Annotated in this window: 16 protein-coding genes; 8 read left to right on the plus strand and 8 right to left on the minus strand. The window is 40.1% G+C overall.

The features are described 5' to 3' along the window. Positions 1–57: 57 nt before the first annotated feature. Both KTI79_RS00820 and KTI79_RS00825 read right to left on the minus strand, forming a co-directional pair. A complete protein-coding gene (locus KTI79_RS00820; RefSeq protein WP_032053839.1) occupies positions 58–852 on the minus strand; it encodes a TorF family putative porin in 795 nt (264 codons plus the stop codon). An 81-nt stretch (positions 853–933) separates the two neighbouring features. After that, a complete protein-coding gene (locus tag KTI79_RS00825; protein WP_016140852.1) occupies positions 934–1,848 on the minus strand; it encodes a LysR family transcriptional regulator in 915 nt (304 codons plus the stop codon). Between the two features lie 100 nt (positions 1,849–1,948). On the opposite strand from KTI79_RS00825, the gene KTI79_RS00830 reads away from it, so the two are divergent. The 8 genes from KTI79_RS00830 to KTI79_RS00865 all read left to right on the plus strand — a co-directional run bounded on the left by KTI79_RS00830 (position 1,949) and on the right by KTI79_RS00865 (position 11,075). Next, complete coding sequence (locus tag KTI79_RS00830) at positions 1,949–3,055, plus strand: muconate/chloromuconate family cycloisomerase (protein ID WP_032053840.1); 1,107 nt, start codon at positions 1,949–1,951, stop codon at positions 3,053–3,055. Between the two features lie 23 nt (positions 3,056–3,078). Next, entirely contained in the window at positions 3,079–3,369 is a 291-nt protein-coding gene (gene catC / locus KTI79_RS00835) for a muconolactone Delta-isomerase (RefSeq protein WP_000897235.1), read from the plus strand. A 160-nt stretch (positions 3,370–3,529) separates the two neighbouring features. Further along, the gene (gene catA / locus KTI79_RS00840) at positions 3,530–4,450 is read left to right on the plus strand and encodes a catechol 1,2-dioxygenase (RefSeq protein ID WP_032053842.1); all 921 of its coding nucleotides are present in this window, start codon (positions 3,530–3,532) and stop codon (positions 4,448–4,450) included. Positions 4,451–4,584: 134 nt separating this feature from the next. Continuing rightward, a complete protein-coding gene (locus KTI79_RS00845; RefSeq protein WP_005069060.1) occupies positions 4,585–5,256 on the plus strand; it encodes a 3-oxoacid CoA-transferase subunit A in 672 nt (223 codons plus the stop codon). An 18-nt stretch (positions 5,257–5,274) separates the two neighbouring features. Beyond that, positions 5,275–5,928 carry a 3-oxoacid CoA-transferase subunit B gene (locus tag KTI79_RS00850; RefSeq protein ID WP_023187869.1) on the plus strand — a complete coding sequence of 218 codons (654 nt, stop codon included), beginning with the start codon at positions 5,275–5,277 and terminating at the stop codon, positions 5,926–5,928. A gap of 419 nt (positions 5,929–6,347) precedes the next feature. Continuing rightward, the gene (gene pcaF / locus KTI79_RS00855) at positions 6,348–7,562 is read left to right on the plus strand and encodes a 3-oxoadipyl-CoA thiolase (protein ID WP_032053843.1); all 1,215 of its coding nucleotides are present in this window, start codon (positions 6,348–6,350) and stop codon (positions 7,560–7,562) included. A 10-nt stretch (positions 7,563–7,572) separates the two neighbouring features. Further along, positions 7,573–8,352 carry a 3-oxoadipate enol-lactonase gene (pcaD, locus tag KTI79_RS00860; RefSeq protein WP_032053844.1) on the plus strand — a complete coding sequence of 260 codons (780 nt, stop codon included), beginning with the start codon at positions 7,573–7,575 and terminating at the stop codon, positions 8,350–8,352. A gap of 260 nt (positions 8,353–8,612) precedes the next feature. After that, positions 8,613–11,075 carry a penicillin acylase family protein gene (locus KTI79_RS00865; RefSeq protein ID WP_032053845.1) on the plus strand — a complete coding sequence of 821 codons (2,463 nt, stop codon included), beginning with the start codon at positions 8,613–8,615 and terminating at the stop codon, positions 11,073–11,075. A gap of 70 nt (positions 11,076–11,145) precedes the next feature. Here the strand turns inward: KTI79_RS00865 and KTI79_RS00870 are convergent, their stop codons facing one another. The 6 genes from KTI79_RS00870 to KTI79_RS00895 all read right to left on the minus strand — a co-directional run bounded on the left by KTI79_RS00870 (position 11,146) and on the right by KTI79_RS00895 (position 19,621). Continuing rightward, positions 11,146–12,633 carry an NAD-dependent phenylacetaldehyde dehydrogenase gene (locus KTI79_RS00870; RefSeq protein ID WP_032053846.1) on the minus strand — a complete coding sequence of 496 codons (1,488 nt, stop codon included), beginning with the start codon at positions 12,631–12,633 and terminating at the stop codon, positions 11,146–11,148. A gap of 33 nt (positions 12,634–12,666) precedes the next feature. Further along, positions 12,667–13,884, minus strand: a complete 1,218-nt coding sequence (locus tag KTI79_RS00875) for a hypothetical protein (protein ID WP_079284207.1) — start codon at positions 13,882–13,884, stop codon at positions 12,667–12,669. 144 nt (positions 13,885–14,028) lie between these two features. Beyond that, on the minus strand, positions 14,029–16,344 hold the full coding sequence (gene tynA / locus KTI79_RS00880) for a primary-amine oxidase (protein WP_079284184.1): 2,316 nt from the start codon (positions 16,342–16,344) through the stop codon (positions 14,029–14,031). Between the two features lie 208 nt (positions 16,345–16,552). Next, the gene (feaR, locus tag KTI79_RS00885; protein ID WP_032053850.1) at positions 16,553–17,467 is read right to left on the minus strand and encodes a transcriptional regulator FeaR; all 915 of its coding nucleotides are present in this window, start codon (positions 17,465–17,467) and stop codon (positions 16,553–16,555) included. Positions 17,468–17,665: 198 nt separating this feature from the next. Next, a complete protein-coding gene (locus KTI79_RS00890) occupies positions 17,666–18,622 on the minus strand; it encodes a p-hydroxyphenylacetate 3-hydroxylase reductase component (RefSeq protein WP_079284185.1) in 957 nt (318 codons plus the stop codon). Between the two features lie 45 nt (positions 18,623–18,667). Continuing rightward, entirely contained in the window at positions 18,668–19,621 is a 954-nt protein-coding gene (locus KTI79_RS00895) for a PDR/VanB family oxidoreductase (RefSeq protein ID WP_032053852.1), read from the minus strand. Positions 19,622–19,654: the final 33 nt, after the last annotated feature.

Consider the following 19,654-nt stretch of genomic DNA (forward strand, 5'->3'; position numbering starts at 1 on the left):
TTTCTATTTAAAGCCTGATCACTCAAAATAAAGTCATCAGGCTTTTTTATTTATAAATTAGAATACCTTTTTAACTGAGACAGTAAATGTCGAATCAATCGGATTTGAAATAGGCGCATCTGATTCACCATTACTATACTTTTTATAGAAACCATCTTTATCCCAAGCTTTGGCATACGCTAAACCAGTAGTCCAGCCATCCCCTAAATCTTTAATTAGCTCGATTTTCATATCTTGAAAATTAGCTTCCGAGAAATTTTTAATTTTTTCATAGCCATAGTGGGCACCAAAAGTCCAAGACTCATTGATAGGCTGAGTAAAAGTTAGATCTAGATAAGTTGTTCCTCGTGAACGTTTACCTGCTGGGCCACCCATCGTATCTGAGTTATAGCCTGCATAATCTGGAGTGTAGGTAATAAAATATTTAAGAGTCAAAGGCCCATAACCAATTTGAGGCACAATTTCGCCATAGTTATAACTGGTACTTCCCGTTTCAGGCGTACTTTTAGCTCCCGGATAGTAGTAATAAAAAACCGTCATTCCAGCTGAAAATTTATCAAAAGTTTTGATATAACCTGTATAAAAATCCCACTCAACTGAAGCATCACGGAGATAGTTAGAACTTACATTCGATGCCCAAGTTCCCACAAATAATCCATTCGGATTTGCATAGTCGAAACCAATTTGTAATGCAGGCTTGCCCCAAGTTTGTTGAAAACCACGTGAAATATACTGACTTGCAAAAGTCACATTCGCACTATACGGAGAAATTTGTTCTTGTTCATTTAATTGTTCAGCATGTACAACACCTGTAGACATAATGAGAGAAGCTATCCCTAAAATTTTTCTCATTCAATAATTCCTTTTAAATATTACCTATAGGTTTAAAGTTTTAAAATAACATGATAATTCAATTTAAAACGTATTAAAAAGTTATAAATTTAAATTTCTGGACACTTCTTCTTGGCTATAGATCTCTTCAATACAGTCTAAAATTTTAGGAATGTATGAACTTTGGTCCATGTTACGCATAGATAGAGAAATGGGACTATAGGCTTCTAAATCTAAGATATTTAAATAAGTTAGATTCTTCATTCCAATGTCACAGGCACTTTCTGGAATAATACAAATACCTTCTCCAGATGCCACCAAGCCAAGTGCCATATGAATTTCGCGGACTTCAGTCAGTTTGGCAGGAACAAGACCTAATTTGGTAAATAAAGCTTGAATAGTGGTCGAAAAATTTGGTTTAGGTGTTGTGGGATAAGAAAAAATTGTCTCATTGATAATTTGAGATAAATAAATTCCTGATTCTTGGAACTCACTTAAAGGATGTTTTTTATGAATCGCGAGTTTTAATTTTTCTTTTCTAAGTAGAAGTCGCTTAATGGCAGGATCACTAATCGGCAATCGACCAAAACCTAAATCGATTTTGCCTAACTTTAAAGCTTCGACCTGATCTCGTGTACCACATTCAATAAGCTCGACATGAATATCAGGATTTTTTTGTCTAAATAGATAAATGACCTGTGGTAATCGCCCATAAAGAAGCGAACTTACATAGCCAACTTTAACAACATTCTCGACCAGTTTCATTTTTTTAGCCATAGAAGCGGCTTGAGCTGTATGAGTCAAAATTTGTACCGCATGCTGGTAAAAAAACAGCCCTGCCTCTGTCACTTTTAATGGACGTGAGCCTTTCACAAACAAATCAATACCTAATTCTTCTTCTAGTTTTTTGATTTGACGCGTGAGCGGTGGCTGAGCAATAAAAAGCTTTTCTGCGGCTTTCGTCAGACTCTGTTCTTCCACAACGGTAACAAAATAACGTAGATGTCTTAATTCCATTAATATACCTTTTTAGTATCTTAAAATACCGCTCTATATCTATTTTAGGCTATTACATTCTTCTATGGTATGTAAACAAGTTTGAAATAGTTGAAACTTCATGTATAGAACCATAGAAACCATACTTGTGGATATTCCAACTATCCGTCCTCACCAGCTGTCTGTCACTACCATGCGTACTCAGACTTTGGTGCTCGTTAAAATTACGACCACGGATGGTATTGTCGGTTGGGGTGAAGCGACCACCATTGGTGGACTGAACTATGGTGAAGAAAGTCCTGAAAGTGTCAAAGCCAATATTGATACTTACTTTGCACCATTACTCGCATCAGTTAAAGATTTAAATGTGGCTCAAACACTAAAACTGATTCGTAAGAATATTAATGGTAACCGTTTTGCGAAATGTGCCATTCAGACTGCCCTACTTGATATTCAAGCAAAACGACTAGGCTTACCGTTAAGTGAAGTTTTAGGTGGCCGTTTGCGTGATAGTTTACCTGTACTTTGGACGCTCGCCTCTGGTGACACAGAAAAAGATATTGCTGAAGCTCGCAAAATGATTGAGCTAAAACGTCATAACACGTTCAAACTCAAAATCGGCTCACGCCCTTTACAACACGATGTTGATCATGTGATTGCAATTAAAAAAGCACTGGGTGCAGATATTAGTGTACGTGTTGACGTAAATCGTGCATGGTCAGAGCTGGAATGTATTCAAGGTATTCAACAGCTACAAGATGGCGGGATTGATTTAATTGAACAGCCTTGTGCTATTCAGAACACTGAAGCTCTTGCGCGCCTAACACAGCGTTTTGATGTCGCAATTATGGCAGATGAAGCTTTAACTGGTCCCGACAGCGCATACCGTATTGCAAAAAGTCATGGTGCAGATGTATTTGCCGTAAAAATTGAACAGTCTGGTGGTCTGATCGAAGCATGTGAAGTAGCCAAAATTGCAGGCTTAGCTGGAATTGATCTTTATGGCGGCACTATGCTTGAAGGCCCTGTAGGTAGCATGGCTTCTGCTCATGCGTTTGCAACCTTTGAAACATTAGCGTTTGGTACTGAATTATTTGGTCCGTTATTGCTTACCGAAGAAATTTTAAAAGAGCCACTACGTTACGAAAACTTTGAATTGCACTTGCCAACGGCTCCGGGCTTAGGCATTGAAATTGATGAAGATAAAGTTGAAAAGTTACGTCGTTAAGGCAACAGGATAAGGAGTTTCCCATGTTATTTCATGTACGTATGGATGTGCATATTCCACTTGATATGCCAGCCGACAAAGCGAATGAAATTAAGGCTGTTGAAAAAGCCTATTCGCAAGACTTACAGCGACAAGGTAAATGGCGCCACATCTGGCGTATTACAGGCCAATACTCAAACATCAGTATTTTTGATGTCGAGAGCAATGAAGAATTGCACAATATTTTACAAGGTTTACCTCTCTATCCATACATGGACATTGAAGTGATGGCACTTAACCGTCATCCATCTTCTGTTCGTGATGATGATTCGTAAATAGAAAGAATTTTTTAAATGCGATCTCTGAAGTCCATTTAAAAACCAAGCAGATTATTCAGAAGGTAACAAGGAACGTGGCAGCAACCATTCGCTAGCAAAATAAAATGCCCGCAACGCTGCCACCCAAAACCGTATTGCATACTTAAGGAGCTTTAGTATGAACCGTCAACAAATTGATGCGCTTGTAAAACAAATGAATGTCGACACTGCAAAAGGCGAAGTTGATGCACGTGTTCAACAAATTGTGGTGCGCCTTCTTGGGGATTTATTTCAAGCCATCGAAGACTTAGACATCCAACCTTCAGAAGTATGGAAAGGTTTGGAATATTTTACGGATGCAGGTCAAGCAAATGAACTTGGTCTTTTGGCAGCAGGCTTAGGTCTTGAACATTACCTTGACTTACGTGCAGATGAAGCAGATGCCAAAGCTGGTGTTACGGGTGGCACACCGCGTACCATCGAAGGCCCACTTTATGTAGCGGGTGCACCTGAATCTGTTGGTTTTGCGCGTATGGATGATGGTACTGAAACAGGCAAAATCGATACCTTAATTATTGAAGGAAAAGTAACTGATACTGATGGCAATATCATTGAAAATGCCAAAGTTGAAGTATGGCATGCTAACAGTTTAGGTAACTATTCATTCTTTGATAAGTCTCAATCTGACTTCAACTTACGTCGTACTATCTTGACTGATGCTGATGGTAAGTATGTTGCATTAACAACTATGCCTGTAGGTTATGGTTGCCCGCCAGAAGGTACAACTCAGGCCCTTCTTAACAAATTAGGCCGTCATGGTAACCGTCCATCTCACGTTCATTACTTCGTTTCTGCACCGGGTTACCGCAAGCTGACTACTCAATTCAACATTGAGGGTGATGAGTACTTATGGGACGACTTTGCTTTCGCAACGCGTGACGGCTTAGTTGCAACAGCAGTTGATGTAACTGACCCAGCTGAAATTCAACGCCGTGGTTTAGATCACGCTTTCAAACACATCACATTTAACATTGAACTTGTTAAAGATGTTGATGCTGCACCGTCAACTGAGGTTGAACGTCGTCGTGCTAGTGCTTAATTGAAAGTATATGTGAGTTAAAAGTTCGCTTTTGACTCACAAAACCTATTCCATTTATTACTACCATTAAGAATTTAAATAAATTTTTAGCGGTAGTAATACATCACGTTACCTCATGCTCTAAGGTTTCTCACATGATTGACAAAAGTAAGTCCTCACTAAGCGAGGTTCTATCGCAGATTAAAGATGGTGCAACCATTCTGATTGGTGGTTTTGGTACCGCAGGACAACCCGCTGAACTCATTGACGGTCTTATTGAACTCGGTGTTAAAGGCTTAACCATTGTCAGCAACAATGCCGGTAATGGCGATTATGGTCTGGCAAAATTGCTGAAAGCCGGTTCGGTTAAAAAAGTGATTTGTTCTTTCCCACGCCAATCAGACTCTTATGTGTTTGATGAACTGTACCGTGCCGGAAAGGTCGAGCTTGAAGTGGTTCCGCAAGGTAATCTGGCGTGTCGTATTCAAGCTGCGGGTATGGGATTAGGTGCTGTGTTTACCCCAACAGGCTTTGGAACACTTCTAGCTGAAGGCAAAGAAACCCGTGAAATTGATGGTAAAGACTACGTACTTGAATATCCGATCAAGGCTGACTTTGCTTTGATTAAAGCCTACAAGGGCGATCGCTGGGGCAATCTGGTTTACCGTAAATCTGCACGTAACTTTGGCCCAATCATGGCGATGGCTGCTGATGTCACCATTGCTCAGGTTTCTGAAGTGGTTGAACTCGGTGGTTTAGACCCTGAGCACATTATCACCCCGGGTATTTTTGTACAGCATGTTGTACAAGTAGCGCCAGCACAGTAAGCAATAAGGAGAAATAACATGAGCTACCAGAAACTCAGCCGTGACCAGATTGCACAACGTGTGGCACAAGATATTCCAGATGGCGCCTATGTGAACCTAGGCATTGGTTTACCGACCAAGATTGCAAGTTACTTACCTGATGATAAAGATATTTTTCTTCATTCTGAAAATGGCCTATTGGCTTTTGGCCCACCGCCAGCGGCAGGTGAAGAAGACCCTGAACTGATTAATGCGGGTAAAGAGTTTGTGACCATGCTCGAAGGCGGCAGCTTTTTCCACCATGGCGATTCATTTGCGATGATGCGTGGTGGTCACCTTGATATTGCAGTACTCGGTGCATTTCAGGTTGCAGCGAATGGTGATTTGGCGAACTGGCACACGGGGGCACCGGATGCGATTCCTGCGGTAGGTGGTGCGATGGATTTAGCTGTGGGTGCCAAGAAAGTATTTATCACTACAGATCATGTGACCAAGCAAGGTGAACCAAAGATTGTGGCTGAGCTGAGCTATCCGGTTACGGGTAAAAAATGTGTTGATCGTATTTACACCGATCTTTGTGTGATTGATGTAACTAAAGATGGTTTGAAGGTGATCGAGAAAGTTGAAGGTCTTAGCTTTGATGAGCTACAGGCTTTAACAGGTGCAACTTTGATCGATGCGACTCAAGGGTAAGGTTTATACAGCAAAGACCTATTCCACAGCGTTCACTATCGTGACAGGCGACATGGATGTCGCCCGTTGGAAAGGGAGGCAAGGAAGCCTCCTCTGTTCAACAAAGGTTTTTGTTACTTTTGACCTTTCAAAAGTAAGGTATCGCTTATGCAACAGACCTATGGATATCACAGTAAATTACAGCCGTGATGTTATCCGTTGATATGAAAATTTATAAATCATCACAACGGGGTCTTATCTGTTTAAGCCAGATGCCACCAGCTAATTCGTGTCACTTTTTTAAAAAAGTAACCAAAAACCTTTGTTACTCAGACACAACTTCCATGTTGTGCTGAGTAACGAGGCGACATCCATGTCGCCACCGTGAAATACCTACGGAGAATGGCTAAAAAGGCCTGAAGTAAAGGACAAAAGTTAGAATGAAAAACGCTTATATCATTGATGCCATCCGTACTCCATTCGGCCGTTATGCCGGTGGCCTTGCTCCTGTCCGTGCCGATGACCTTGGCGCTGTGCCGATTAAAGCGCTCATGCAGCGTAACCCGAATGTAGATTGGGAACAGGTCGATGATGTGATTTATGGCTGTGCCAACCAAGCTGGTGAAGATAACCGTAATGTTGGTCGTATGTCAGCACTGCTTGCGGGTTTACCGTATCAGGTACCAGCAACCACCATTAACCGTTTGTGTGGTTCTTCACTCGATGCGATTGCTATTGCTGCCCGTGCTATTAAAGCAGGTGAAGCGAACTTAGTCATTGCAGGTGGTGTAGAAAGCATGAGCCGCGCACCGTATGTGATGGGTAAGTCAGACAGTGCCTTTGGCCGTAGCCAGAAGATTGAAGACACCACCATGGGTTGGCGTTTCATTAACCCTAAACTTAAAGAATTGTATGGTGTAGACACCATGCCCCAGACTGCCGAAAACGTGGCTGAACAGTTTAACGTCAATCGTGCAGATCAGGACCAGTTTGCCTTGGTGAGCCAACAACGCACCGCAAGCGCGCAAGCCAAAGGCTTTTTTTCTAAAGAAATCGTGGCAGTTGAAATCCCTCAGCGTAAGGGCGATGCTGTTGTGATTGATACCGATGAACATCCACGTGCATCAACCACGCTTGAAGGTTTAAACAAACTTAAACCTGTTGTCAAAGCAGATGGCACTGTCACTGCGGGGAATGCTTCAGGCATTAACGATGGTGCAGCAGCTCTACTGATTGCTTCTGATGAGGCAGTTCAAGCTTACAACCTAAAACCACGTGCCAAGATTATTGCTTCAACAGCAGTGGGTGTAGAACCACGCATTATGGGTTTTGCTCCGGCACCAGCGATTAAAAAATTACTGAAACAAGCCAATCTGACTTTAGATCAGATGGATGTAATTGAACTCAATGAAGCCTTTGCTGCACAGGCTTTGGCAGTGACCCGTGATTTAGGCTTGCCAGATGATTCTGACAAAATAAATCCAAACGGTGGTGCCATTGCATTAGGTCATCCACTTGGTGCATCAGGTGCACGTTTAGTCACTACAGCCCTAAACCAGCTTGAACAGACAGGTGGTCGTTACGCTTTGTGTTCAATGTGTATTGGTGTAGGTCAAGGCATCGCATTGATTATTGAACGTGTTGAAGCACTTTAAGGAGAAACAAATGTCATCTTTTCAATCTGCCGATGCACAAATCAACTATCAAACTTTTGGTGAACCGTCTTCCCCTGCTCTGGTGTTTTCCAACTCTTTGGGCACCAATTATGGTATGTGGCAAAAACAGTTTAATGAGTTAAAAGATCAATTTTTTGTGATCTGCTATGACACACGTGGTCACGGTTCATCCTCTACACCTGACGGTCCATACACTGTAGAACAATTAGGTGAAGATGTTGTCCGCTTACTGGATCATCTGAATATTAGCAAAGCTGCTTTTTGTGGTATTTCAATGGGTGGTTTAACCGGTCAATGGTTGGCAATTCACTACCCTGACCGTTTTAGTCATGTGGTTGTGGCAAATACTGCCGCTAAAATTGGACAAGAACAAGCATGGCTTGACCGTGCAAAATTAGTACGTGAGCAAGGTTTACAACCGATCGCAGCTACAGCAGCTTCGAGATGGTTTACAGATCCCTTTATCCAAAGTCATGCGTCAATCGTCAACAACCTGTGTAACGACTTAAGTGCTGGCAGCGCAATGGGTTATGCCAATTGTTGTGAGGCTTTGGCTAAAGCGGATATCCGTGAGCAGTTAAAAGACATTAAAATTTCTGTATTGGTGATTGCTGGAACTCAAGACCCTGTAACGACAGTTGCAGATGGTGAATTTATGCAGCAACGTATTCCGCAATCAAAACTTGTAGAAATAGATGCCTCCCATATTTCTAATGTAGAGCAACCCGAAGCTTTTAATAAAATCTTAAAAGATTTTTTAGTGAACTAATTTCGCTCTCAATAAACTTTATTCATTTCTAAAAAGGCCAATCATGGCCTTTTTTATTTTCTCAAAATAGAAAATTAAATAACTTGTTCGAGAAGGTATAAATATATACCTCAAATGTAATGGAAAATTACATGGATAAATAACAGTATTTTAAACTCATGAACAGGGCTTGTTCATCCGTGACGTGAATCTAAGAAGATTCTTAAATCGCTCACTTCTACATCATAATGAAAGTAAGGATATCTAAATTGAACATATCTATGCTGAACTCTCGGCCTCACCCTACACGCCCTTTAATTAAATATGGAACATTACTTTTAGGTGCGCTTTTAGCGGGTTGTAATTCTTCATCAAGTTTAGAGCCCACACCGACACACAAGCAGATCACAATTAAGCGCGATAAATTCGGTACTCCTCATGTATATGCAAATGATACCTATGGACTTTTTTACGGTTATGGCTATTCGGTAGCGACAGATCGATTATTCCAGATGGAAATGTCGAAACGTACAGGACAAGGTACAGTTGCTGAGGTACTCGGTCCCGACTATCTTCAATATGATATTGCAACACATAGCCGTTTTAACCCAGAAAATATTAAGCAACAACTCACCGCACTCTCACCAGAAGACCGAGCAATTTTTGAAGGTTATGCCGCAGGTTTTAATAAGCGTGTTAAAGAGGTTTTAGCAGATCCAGCTCTTATGCCTAAAGAGTTCACAGATCATGGTTTTAAACCATCAACATGGCAACCAGAAGACATTGCTATGGTTTGGGTGGGCTTAATTTTAAATCGCTTCTTTTCAGCAAGTTCGGAAGTATCAAATTTAGATTTACTCACGCAACTGCAAAAAGAAAAAGGTCAAGAAGAAGGTCTCAAAGTCTATCAACAATTACGTTGGCTAGATGACCCAAGTGCCCCAACCATTATTCAATCTGCACAAAAAACACAGCTTATAGCGCGTCAAGAGCAAATACTTAAAGACATTAGCCCTATTTCAAACAAAACAGCCAAAACCTATCTAGCTCAAGCTCGCATTGCTTTAGGCAAAAGTGTGATAGACGGCGTACCTACCGCCAGTAATGCATGGGTCTTAAAAGGCGATAAGACCATTGAAGGCCAAGCAGTTTTATATAATGGTCCACAACAAGGGTGGTATACGCCTGCAATTACCTACGGTATTGGTTTACATGGAGCTGGCTATAATTTGACAGGCATTACTCCTGTTGGCTTACCTGCAATTTTATTTGGAACCAATGGCAAAATCGCATGGGGCTCTACGGTAGGCTCACTCGATACTAACGATGTTTATCAACTCACCTTAAACCCAAGTAATTCAAAAGAATATTTATATAAAAGGAGTTATATTCCATTTGAACACAAGCAAGTAAAAATCAAAGTTAAGAATCAAGCCGACCATGTTTTAGATGTTTATAAAAGTAAACAAGGCTTTGTAAGTACATGGGATGAAAATAACCATACGGCGTATGCGCAAAAACGTAGCTGGGAAGGCGTAGAAATTGAAACTTTATTAGGATGGGCAAATGCAGCGAAAGCCTCAAATTGGGATGAGTTTCTTGCTCAAGCCAAACGTATCGCAGCCTCTATTACTTGGTTCTATGCCGATACTAAAAATAATATCGGTGTGGCTGCTTTAGGTCGTTTACCTATTCGCCCTGAAAACCAGCATATTCAGCTTCCAGCTAAAGGTGATGGTTCAATGGAGTGGCAAGGTTTTTATGACTTCTCACACAATCCTAAAGAATACAATCCGCAAAAAGGTTATGTCACAAGCTGGAATAACAAAGCCTATGCAGGTTTACGCTCAGATTCGTCAAACTTTTCTTATGTAGATCGGGTGAATGAACTACTTGAACCTTTAGAAAGTAAACCCAAACTGAGTCAGCAAGAAATTTGGGAAATTAATAAAATAGCAGCATGGTCTGATTTAAATGCGCGCTATTTTGTTCCTTATATGATTCAAGCTGCTCAAAGCCCTAAGGCATCACCGTTAGCCAAAAAAGTCGCTCCGTTACTTGCCAGTTGGGATCTTAAATTACGCCCTGATAGTGAAGCAAAATATTATCAAGGTGCAGCACCAGCAATTACACGTGCATGGCTTAATCAAATGATTGAACTGGTACTCAAACCAAACCTTTCAGAAAATATTTATAAGCGCTATACCGATACACTTTATCCGGTAAATAATGATCCGCGTAGTGCCCAGCCAGCGAGTGCATCAAAATTAATCTGGAATGCCCTACAAGGAAAACAGGCAAGCGTTCCTCAGAATGTTGATTTCTTAAAAGGACAAACAGCAGATGAGGTCGTATTAAAAGCTTTAGAAAATGCACTGACTGAACTTTCAAATCAATATCACTCTACCGCCCCGAATGACTGGAAAATTCCGGTCGCAACCATGGGCTTTTCCAGCAAAAATTCGGTAGGCATTCCTTGGGCTGATCCATCACATGAACAACACCTTAGTACTTATGGAAATACAGGAAGTGCTACTTTTAGAGTGGTCTTAAATCCAAATCAAGTCACCATGTGTTCGATTTTGGCCCCAGGACAAAGTGGTTTTATCAATCAAAATGGAAAACCTGATGCCCACTTTGCAGATCAGCTCTCTTTATTTGAAAGTTATAAATGTAAAGATGATGCGGTGAGTCAAAAAGAAATCGACCAATCAACTCAACAAAGCATCACTTTAAACTACTAACTTTTTAGCCCAATTTTTATGTTAAAAGCCGAGGTTTGTTATTGATAAAATGACAAACCTCCTTATTGGCTTAATACCGAATCATGACTGATTTTAATTCGGTGTAATCTTCGATAAATGCATCTGAAAACTCTCTGCCAATTCCCGAAGCTTTTACCCCACCAAATGGAACTGATGGATCTAAGAACGTATGCATATTGACCCACAAGGTACCTGCTTCAATTTTAGGAATTAAACGTAAAGCTTTAGATAAGTCATTTGTCCAAATACTTGCGGTTAAACCAAAGCGCGACTGATTCATAAGCTGAATAAGCTCTTCATCAGTTTCGAATGGCATTACTCCGACCACTGGACCAAAAGTTTCTTCTGAAAATAAAGGATCATCCGTATTTTTAAAGGAAATTAAAGTCGGCTGTACAAAATATCCTGTCTGATCTAGAGCCTCACCCCCTGCAATAATCTGGTTGTTGGCTTTTGCTATATCTAAATAATGTTTTACTTTATTAAAATGTGGCTGATTAGAGAGTGGACCAAACATACTTCCTTCATCCATAGCCGATCCAATTTTAAAACTAGAGAGTGCTTTAGAGAGTTTCTCGACCAGTTCATCATGTTTTGTACGGTGTACAAAAAAACGTTCTGGGGATGCGCAAACTTGGCCTTGATGCACAAAAGTTGCTTGCAATAAAGTCGGTAAAATCTCATCAATATTTGCATCAGCCAAAACAGCTATGGCATTTTTACCGCCCAGCTCTAGACTTACACGGGTTAAATCACTACTCATCGCAAGTTTACCGATGGCAATACCTGTTGGTACTGAACCTGTAAACGAGACTTTCTTAACGAGTGGCGACTCAATTAAATATTGCCCTGTATCGCCTTTACCCGTAACCACATTAATTACACCGGCAGGAATACCTGCCTCAATCGCAAGTTCAGCTAAACGTAATAAAGATAAGCTGGCAAACTCACTTGGTTTAAGCACAATGGTACAGCCAGTGGTTAAAGCTGAACCGATTTTCCAAACACCAATCATGAGTGAAAAATTCCAAGGCACAATCCCTGCAACCACACCAATCGGTTGTCTTAAAGTAAAGGCTGTATATTTCTCACCTTGCATAGAAGGAATAGAGGGTTGCATAGTTTGACCATTAATTTTAGTTGCCCAACCAGCAAAATATCTCAAGAAAATAACAGATTGTGCGACTTCAAGATGCCGTGAAATATTGATAAGTTTTCCAGTAGATAACGACTCGAGCTGTGCAAGTTCTTCACCATATTGCTCAATTAAATCGGCTAGCTTGTTCAGTTTAACGCCACGTTCATACGGCATTGTTTCAGCCCAAGCATTTTGAAAAGCATGTTCAGCACTTTTTACCGCACTTTCGACATCTTGTTGACTACCAATACTAATTTGAGCAATCACTTGTTCAGTCGATGGATTTACAATATCCACTTTATCCAAATGTTCAGCAGCAACTAACTTTCCATCAATAAAATATCCATGTTGACGTGCCATAAATTGCTGTACGCTTTCTAAAATCTGAACTTCACTCATTTTTATTTCTCTCAATTCATTTAAAAGGATTTATTAATAGATGTATTGCAGAATCAACTGCGCATACACATTGGTCTTGTCATCGTAGTTTTGAGTACCACCACTATGGATATCGTGTTTTGGTTTATAGAGTCCCGCTAAAGGAATAACGTTGAATTTTTTATTGATCGACCAGACCGAAAAGACATCCAGTTCATGTCCATCTACATTGGTTAAAGACTTATTTACTGTTTTGAACTTATAGGCCAAAGCACCCAACATAAAATTTTCTTTCAAGTTCATCATGTAAGAAACTTGATGAATATCTGCATTTTTATTGAATGGACCAGCATAGTTTCCGGCAACTTCGCCCTGAAACCATGTACCAAAGCCGACGGTATTTCCATAAAACATCGTGTCATATTGGTCTGAAAAATGACTAAAACGGTAGCCTAATGAGGGCGTATATTTTGAAGATAAAAAGTTATAGTTCAGCGCTAAGTAGCCAGCATTTTCGTGGCTATCTTTTTTATCTTGCACAACAAACTCAGTTTTAACTTGTAGCTTTGGTAAAGGTTGATAATTCAAGCGTAAAGCATAATTTTTAAGGTCTTCTCGCCCGGAAACGTGTTCTGTATCTTCAAGGTCTAATACATTTAAGTAAGTGAACCCAACGCCCTTATCTTTAAGCTGATACATCAGATCAGTCACAAACAGTTCTGGGGAAAATTGTGCTTTATTATCCGATTTTAAATAAGCCAACTTTAGGGTTGTATTCTCTTGCGGTTTGTATTGAAGCAAACTTGTAAAATCAAAGCTTCGACGAGCTGCCAGATAATATGCTCCGCCCCGATCTAGTGTGCCGTCCGCAGGCGCTTTACCGAGATTTAATGCATCACCCGCAATGAAGAACCCATCACCAATCATGATATTTTGTCGACCAATACTTAAATCATAGGCCGTTAACTCATCTTTATTAGTGCCGTCTTTAAAACCAATGATCCATTCATTCACATCTGTTTTACGTTCTTTGCCATTACTATTTTGGCCTGCGTCTCCATCACCAAATGTTGCCGAGCTAATACCGCTCAAGCTTGCATAGATCTGATTGTTTTTAAAGGTGTATTGTCCTTTAGCACCATATTTAAGATGGCCTTCTTGCCAATTGATTCTTTCATCATCTAGGTTTTCGCCGTTATAGCTTTTACCGCTACTAAAAGCTCCAAAAGTTGCTTCAAAAGTTGGCTTAATTTCAAGCTCACCAGCATGCACAGTTGAAAAAAATGAGACAAAGAGAGTCCCTCTCATAACCTGAGAAAATAAATTTTTCATTGAGAAATTCCTTTTTTGCGAACGGTCTAACCGTGCTCAGGTATGGGTAACCTATTCGTTACCCATTCTGGCTTATTCACATTTTTATTGATGGTCGTGCTGTGTGTTTTGCTCTTCTTCACCCAAGTTTAAAGTCGGGGTGCTGTCAAAGAAGTTCCAAGGTTTGATGAGCGTATTCACCCATTCTGTTGGCATAATTGGCCATTCTTCAGCACGTGCCACATGGGTTGTGCCTGTTGTCATCCACACCACAAGATCTTTATTTTCAATATTCTCATTGTTGCCAATGAACTGTCCTAACCCTGTGTCATGAGTCGAACGATTTGAATATTTCCCTTCAGGATAGCGTTCGTCTGGATTGTACTGAGTCACCCAAATTTGCTTATCCATAAAGTTCAAACGTTTAAATAACCATTCATCTTTAGAAAAATTGGCTCCTTTTGCCACAGGGTGTGTTCCACCTGCAAAAGGAATGAGTTGATAAGAAACAGGATTGCCTAATTTATTTTCCTTGTTGAAATTCGTGAGTAAGCGAATAGTGGATGGATCAAATTTTTCAGCTGCATTTTGCTCATTCGTAATGACTTTACTGTCAATTTGCATTGAGCTTGTACGAACACCGCCTTTGTCATTGGCTTTCACCACAGGGTCCATATGCATAAAACTGTTGTTTTCCCCATCTACATCCATGTCTAAGCGAAAGTTATAAATATGTTGATGCGTTGTACCCACAATATTATGGTCAATTAAAGTTCCATATTTGGTGTCTTCTTTGGCGGTACTGTCATGCATGGTGCGTGATTTAACGCCTTTAACAGCTTCAATACCCGTTGCACCCGCATTAATTCCAATTACACCATTTTGAGCAAATACCCAGTCAAACATGTAATCGTAGTTTCCAACCGTACTAATCCAGCGTACCACAAGTTCACGGCGGGCTTCACTCGCATCTTGATTGCCAAAAATTTCGTGATGTTTATATTCAGGTCCTGCATAACGTTCAAACACAGCAATGGCATTTGGAATCACTTGAGGCTGACCTTTATAGTCTGCAATCACAGCATCAAGTAAAACAGCGTTGTCGGGTGCATCTGTTCCCGGAAGAATAGATGATGTGAGTGTTCCCATACCATATTCGCCAGAGTCCAAATAAGATTTGAAGTACCAACCAATATCAGGGTCGCCATATGGAACTACCATTCCACCCAAGTTGCCTTCATACATGACTTTACGCTTTACGCCCTTATCTTTGTAAGTCACGGTTGAAAGCTGCAAGCCAACACGAGAATCTAAGGCCACATGCAAACACCAGTTCCCCCAATGTATGGTTTGGCCAGTAATGCTAAAGTTTTTGCCCTCAGGTTCAGTAATATTAAGTGGTTTTAGCTTACTTGCTACTGGCTCATTCGACATATAAGGTCGATTTGCCATTGGCACAGGAATGATCGCACCTTCTTCAATCTTGATAATTTTTTCTTTATCTAAATCGACTACAGCAACTAAATTTTCAATAGGATGCGCCCAGTAGTTACCATCGCCTACATCGAGATAAGCGACGACTTTTAATATATTGAGTTGTTTATCCAGACCATCTTTACCGCCAAAATATCCAACAGTTAGTGGTGTAGCAATCACTTTCTTCACATCGGTAATGCCACGTTTCCGTAAAGCTTCCTGATATTCTTTACTTGTCTCAATTACACGCTGTACGGCTTCAAAATTATCGAGCAACACCATTCCATGAGTGTCTTTAAGTACATTCCATTTTGTGACTTGTTGAGTATTAAGATTAACTTCACCTTCAATCGCTTGACTCCCCTTTAACAAAATAAATGAGGCCATACGATCTTCTTTAAATTCTTTGTGATTAATAAAGTAATCCCAAACTTTTGCTTTTTCAGGTTCTTTAAGCTTTAACTCGGCAAAACGCATATTTTTATAGGCGTATTTCGAGCGGTTAATCACATCAAATGTCTTTTTAATTTCGTCGGAATTTAAGCTATTGAGTGGATGAAACGTATTTTCAATTTTAAAAGTTTGATCTAACCCAGACTGGAATACTTCATTAAAAAAATCTTTTCCAATAACAGGTTTACCATCTTTGATTAATAAAGGCACGCTGAGCTTAAAAGGTTTGCCGTTCACCAAAACCTGATCTGAATTAGGTTTAGCTCGAACCACCATAGAACCTTTGGTGATCATATAAGTATTGGTAAAATCATCTTTGACAACTTTAGCGCCTTGCTCACTCATGTTTTGATAAAGTGAGACCATTTCGGCCTTGCCACCATGCGCAAATGCTTGAGTATTGAGTCCCCAAAAGCTTGCAGCGATTGATAAGTTAAGTGCCAGTATTTTTTGTATGTCATTCAATAATCGTTGTTTACGCATTGGTTTCATCCTTTTCATCTATCCCTGAACTATCTGAATCAGACAGTTAAAATGCACTTCCTGTGAGTGAAATTTATTAGACCAACTTAATAGTTTTGTGGTTATTAAGCTTATCTAACCTGCTCTAATGAATTTAATTTCAACACAGTTACATAGGGCTAGCTTGTTCAAGAATGACGTCGAATTTGTCTAAAAATGACATTGAGAGATGAAAGAATTAAACCGACATACCCTCTCTAAATTCTTTAGGAGAGATACCATAAGTCTTTTTAAAAATCTTTGAAAAATGAGCGCCATCCCAAAAGCCCCATTTCAAGGCAACTTGGGTAATTGAGCTTTGTTTGTTCTTTTTATCAAGCAAATCTGCTTTGACTTTTTCTAGGCGTTTTAACTGTATGTATTTGTTAATAGATAAATTTTCTTGCAGAAATAAACGGTAGAGATGTCGTAGTGATACCCCAATATGCTCTGCAATTAATTTAGGGGTTAGATCTGGTTTTGCTAAGTTTTCTATAATATATCGCTCGGCTTTTTCCATCAGATTATTGGAGCTATGAACATTTTTATAATTGATTGTGGGTTTGATTAAGGCGATCAGCGCATCTTCAAAAGCATTGCCATCCTCGGTTGCGTACCAAAGTTTGATGTTTTCAGCAGACATATTTTTCAAAATATTTTTGAGTAAAAAACCACTCATATTTTGAGTAATCAGTTTTCCAAAATATTCAGTACTAATATTTTCTTTCAGTAATTTTTCACGCGACAGATGGACTGAAATCTGACTTACCAAACCTTGCGGATACATCGAAATTGTTTCGACTGGGTCCACCAACACAATATCGCCTTCATTTAGGCTTAAGGTTTCATTTTTATATTCGAGCAGCATTTTCCCCGAATACTGCAAAATCAAAAAACAAAAACGATTATTCACTCGATCGATTTCATCGGCTTTTCGGACAATCTTATTGGCATTGTTTTTAATAAAAGCAATTTCGGTATCACCCAATAAAAAGCACTGAACTTCACCAATGAATAAATTACGGGTTCCGTCAAAATCGGTTTCAAAATTGCCGCACACACTTTTAATATGGTGCGTCCATGTGAGTAATGCATCGCTTACATATTGGTTCATCCCTTACCTCTCTATACATGTGCCACCGCTCAAAACTTTGCGTTTGTGATGGTGCACTGTCTTGGCTTATTTGCAATCTTGTTTTATTGATAAACAAATTGTGTGCCAAAAATTCCTTATCCTTGGAATTGTTTTGATGATAGTCAGCTAGATGTAAAGAAGCTGATAAATCAATTTAATTTATCAGCTTAATGGGGCTTATGCTACTCCTGCAAAGTCTCGCAGCATGGTTATAAAAATATCCTTTTGCTCATCAGAATACTTTTTAAACACCTCATTTTGGTGGCTATCGGCAATATCAAACAAATACTGCGCCGTTTGTTTACCTTTCTCGGTCAGTGCATACAAATTATCGTGGTCAACCAATAGCCCTTCAAATTTTAGAATTTCAGCCGATCTTTCAACTTCTTGCATTGGCATAGCAATATCACGCGGTAAATCTTCCTTACTTGAAGCAGTACCACTGGCCAAAACGAGCAAAAGACGTGATTCACTGGTCCGGAAACCAGAAGCCATTTGCTTAGGAATATAGTCGGTTTGATAAGCTTTAAAAGCACGACTCATCAAATAGCAGACATTGTTATATAAGTGCCCATAATGTGTTTGGTCTACGCCGCTCTGTTCAGTTTGCTTAACTTGAAGGCTCGGATGCGGCATGACACAAGAATATGCACCTTGATGGTAGACCAATGGGCTTCGACCTTGGTCATGGAAACGAACCACCTTACCAATAATAATCCAGTGATCACCGCCTTCAATAACCTGATAGCGTTCGCACTCAAACACCGCAGAACAATTTTCTAAAATGGGAGCGCTTCCTGCACCAAGTTGAAAATTGGTGTCTGCAAATTTATCAATATTGCGTCTCGAGAACTTATTAGACAGCTCAATTTGCGTGCCTGATAAAATATTGACTGCAAAATGTGTTGCTTCTTCAAATACTGAAAAACTTGACGATTTTTTATCAATGCTCCACAAAATAAGCGGTGGATCGAGTGACACCGAGTTAAAACTATTTGCGGTTACACCAACTTTCTCACCTTGTGCATTTTGTGCAGTCACAATGGTAACGCCTGTTGCAAAATTTCCTAATGCTCGTCGGAACTGTAGTGGATCGACCGTAAACTCATCTATTTGTTGTAATACATTCATCATCTTTCTCCTAAACCTTCTCTTACATCCATATAAATCGCGAGAGCATTAGATATCTAAAACTAATCTCGGTGTTTTAGAGCGTGAACAGCACACTAATATCTGCTCATTGCTGGCTTTTTCTTCGTCAGTAAAATAAACATCTCGATGATCAGGTTCACCTTCAATTACATCGCACATGCAGGTTCCGCATACGCCTTGCTCGCAAGACATTTCAATCTCGATGCCTTCTTTAGCCAAAGCCTGCAAAATGGTTTCGCCAGCTTCAACCATAATGATTTTTCCGCTACGCTCAGCCACCACCTCAAATGAATCTCCCGAGGTGTCAGTTTCGACTTGGAAATACTCTTTGTGGATTTGCTGCTCAGGAAAATCGTGAGTTGTGGCGAGATTAATCACCCAATCCATGAAACCGACTGGACCACAGGTGTAAATATGGCTCTCAAGGTCAATATCTTTAATGGCAGATTCAAAAAATGCTCGGTGGCTTGCACCTTCGGATTTAAAATGGAAGGTTGTGTATTTTGCTAATTCACCATTTTTAATTTCATCAACAAAAGCACAGTTTTCTGGGCTAGCGCCACAGTAGTGAAGCTCAAATGATTCACCTTCATGTGCAAGTTGGTACGCCATCGTGATTAACGGCGTAATTCCGATACCACCGCCAATCAATACACTGTGTTTGGCTTTTAAAAGTGGAAATAAATTTTTTGGTTCACTGACCTGAATTTGCATACCATCTTTAATTTCATCAAAAGCGGATATTGAGCCACCACGTGATTCAGGGTCACGTAAAATTCCAAGGCGGAACTTTCCTTCGTCATTTGGATTTTGACAAAGTGAATATTGGCGCACCATACCATTCGGTAAGTGCACATCAATATGTGCACCCGCTTCAACTTTTGGCAATGTTGCAGAAGTTGCAGATTCAAACTCCATAACTGCAATATTCCCACCTTCCACATGGCGATTTTTAACGACAACATCATAAAGTGTAGTCATGATTTAACTCCCTTTTCATGCGTAAGCTCGTGG

The sequence above is a fragment of the Acinetobacter sp. WU_MDCI_Abxd143 genome, from assembly GCF_025514195.1.
Lineage (GTDB): Bacteria > Pseudomonadota > Gammaproteobacteria > Pseudomonadales > Moraxellaceae > Acinetobacter > Acinetobacter pittii_H.

Coding starts and splice junctions, on each gene's coding strand:
- KTI79_RS00850 (WP_023187869.1), top strand. CDS start 5,275: ATGAGCTACCAGAAACTCAGCCGTGACCAGATTGCACAACGTGTGGCA.
- KTI79_RS00845 (WP_005069060.1), top strand. CDS start 4,585: ATGATTGACAAAAGTAAGTCCTCACTAAGCGAGGTTCTATCGCAGATT.
- KTI79_RS00820 (WP_032053839.1), bottom strand. CDS start 852: ATGAGAAAAATTTTAGGGATAGCTTCTCTCATTATGTCTACAGGTGTT.
- catC (WP_000897235.1), top strand. CDS start 3,079: ATGTTATTTCATGTACGTATGGATGTGCATATTCCACTTGATATGCCA.
- catA (WP_032053842.1), top strand. CDS start 3,530: ATGAACCGTCAACAAATTGATGCGCTTGTAAAACAAATGAATGTCGAC.
- KTI79_RS00895 (WP_032053852.1), bottom strand. CDS start 19,621: ATGACTACACTTTATGATGTTGTCGTTAAAAATCGCCATGTGGAAGGT.
- pcaF (WP_032053843.1), top strand. CDS start 6,348: ATGAAAAACGCTTATATCATTGATGCCATCCGTACTCCATTCGGCCGT.
- pcaD (WP_032053844.1), top strand. CDS start 7,573: ATGTCATCTTTTCAATCTGCCGATGCACAAATCAACTATCAAACTTTT.
- tynA (WP_079284184.1), bottom strand. CDS start 16,344: ATGAAACCAATGCGTAAACAACGATTATTGAATGACATACAAAAAATA.
- KTI79_RS00830 (WP_032053840.1), top strand. CDS start 1,949: ATGTATAGAACCATAGAAACCATACTTGTGGATATTCCAACTATCCGT.
- KTI79_RS00825 (WP_016140852.1), bottom strand. CDS start 1,848: ATGGAATTAAGACATCTACGTTATTTTGTTACCGTTGTGGAAGAACAG.
- KTI79_RS00870 (WP_032053846.1), bottom strand. CDS start 12,633: ATGAGTGAAGTTCAGATTTTAGAAAGCGTACAGCAATTTATGGCACGT.
- KTI79_RS00890 (WP_079284185.1), bottom strand. CDS start 18,622: ATGATGAATGTATTACAACAAATAGATGAGTTTACGGTCGATCCACTA.
- feaR (WP_032053850.1), bottom strand. CDS start 17,467: ATGAACCAATATGTAAGCGATGCATTACTCACATGGACGCACCATATT.
- KTI79_RS00865 (WP_032053845.1), top strand. CDS start 8,613: ATGCTGAACTCTCGGCCTCACCCTACACGCCCTTTAATTAAATATGGA.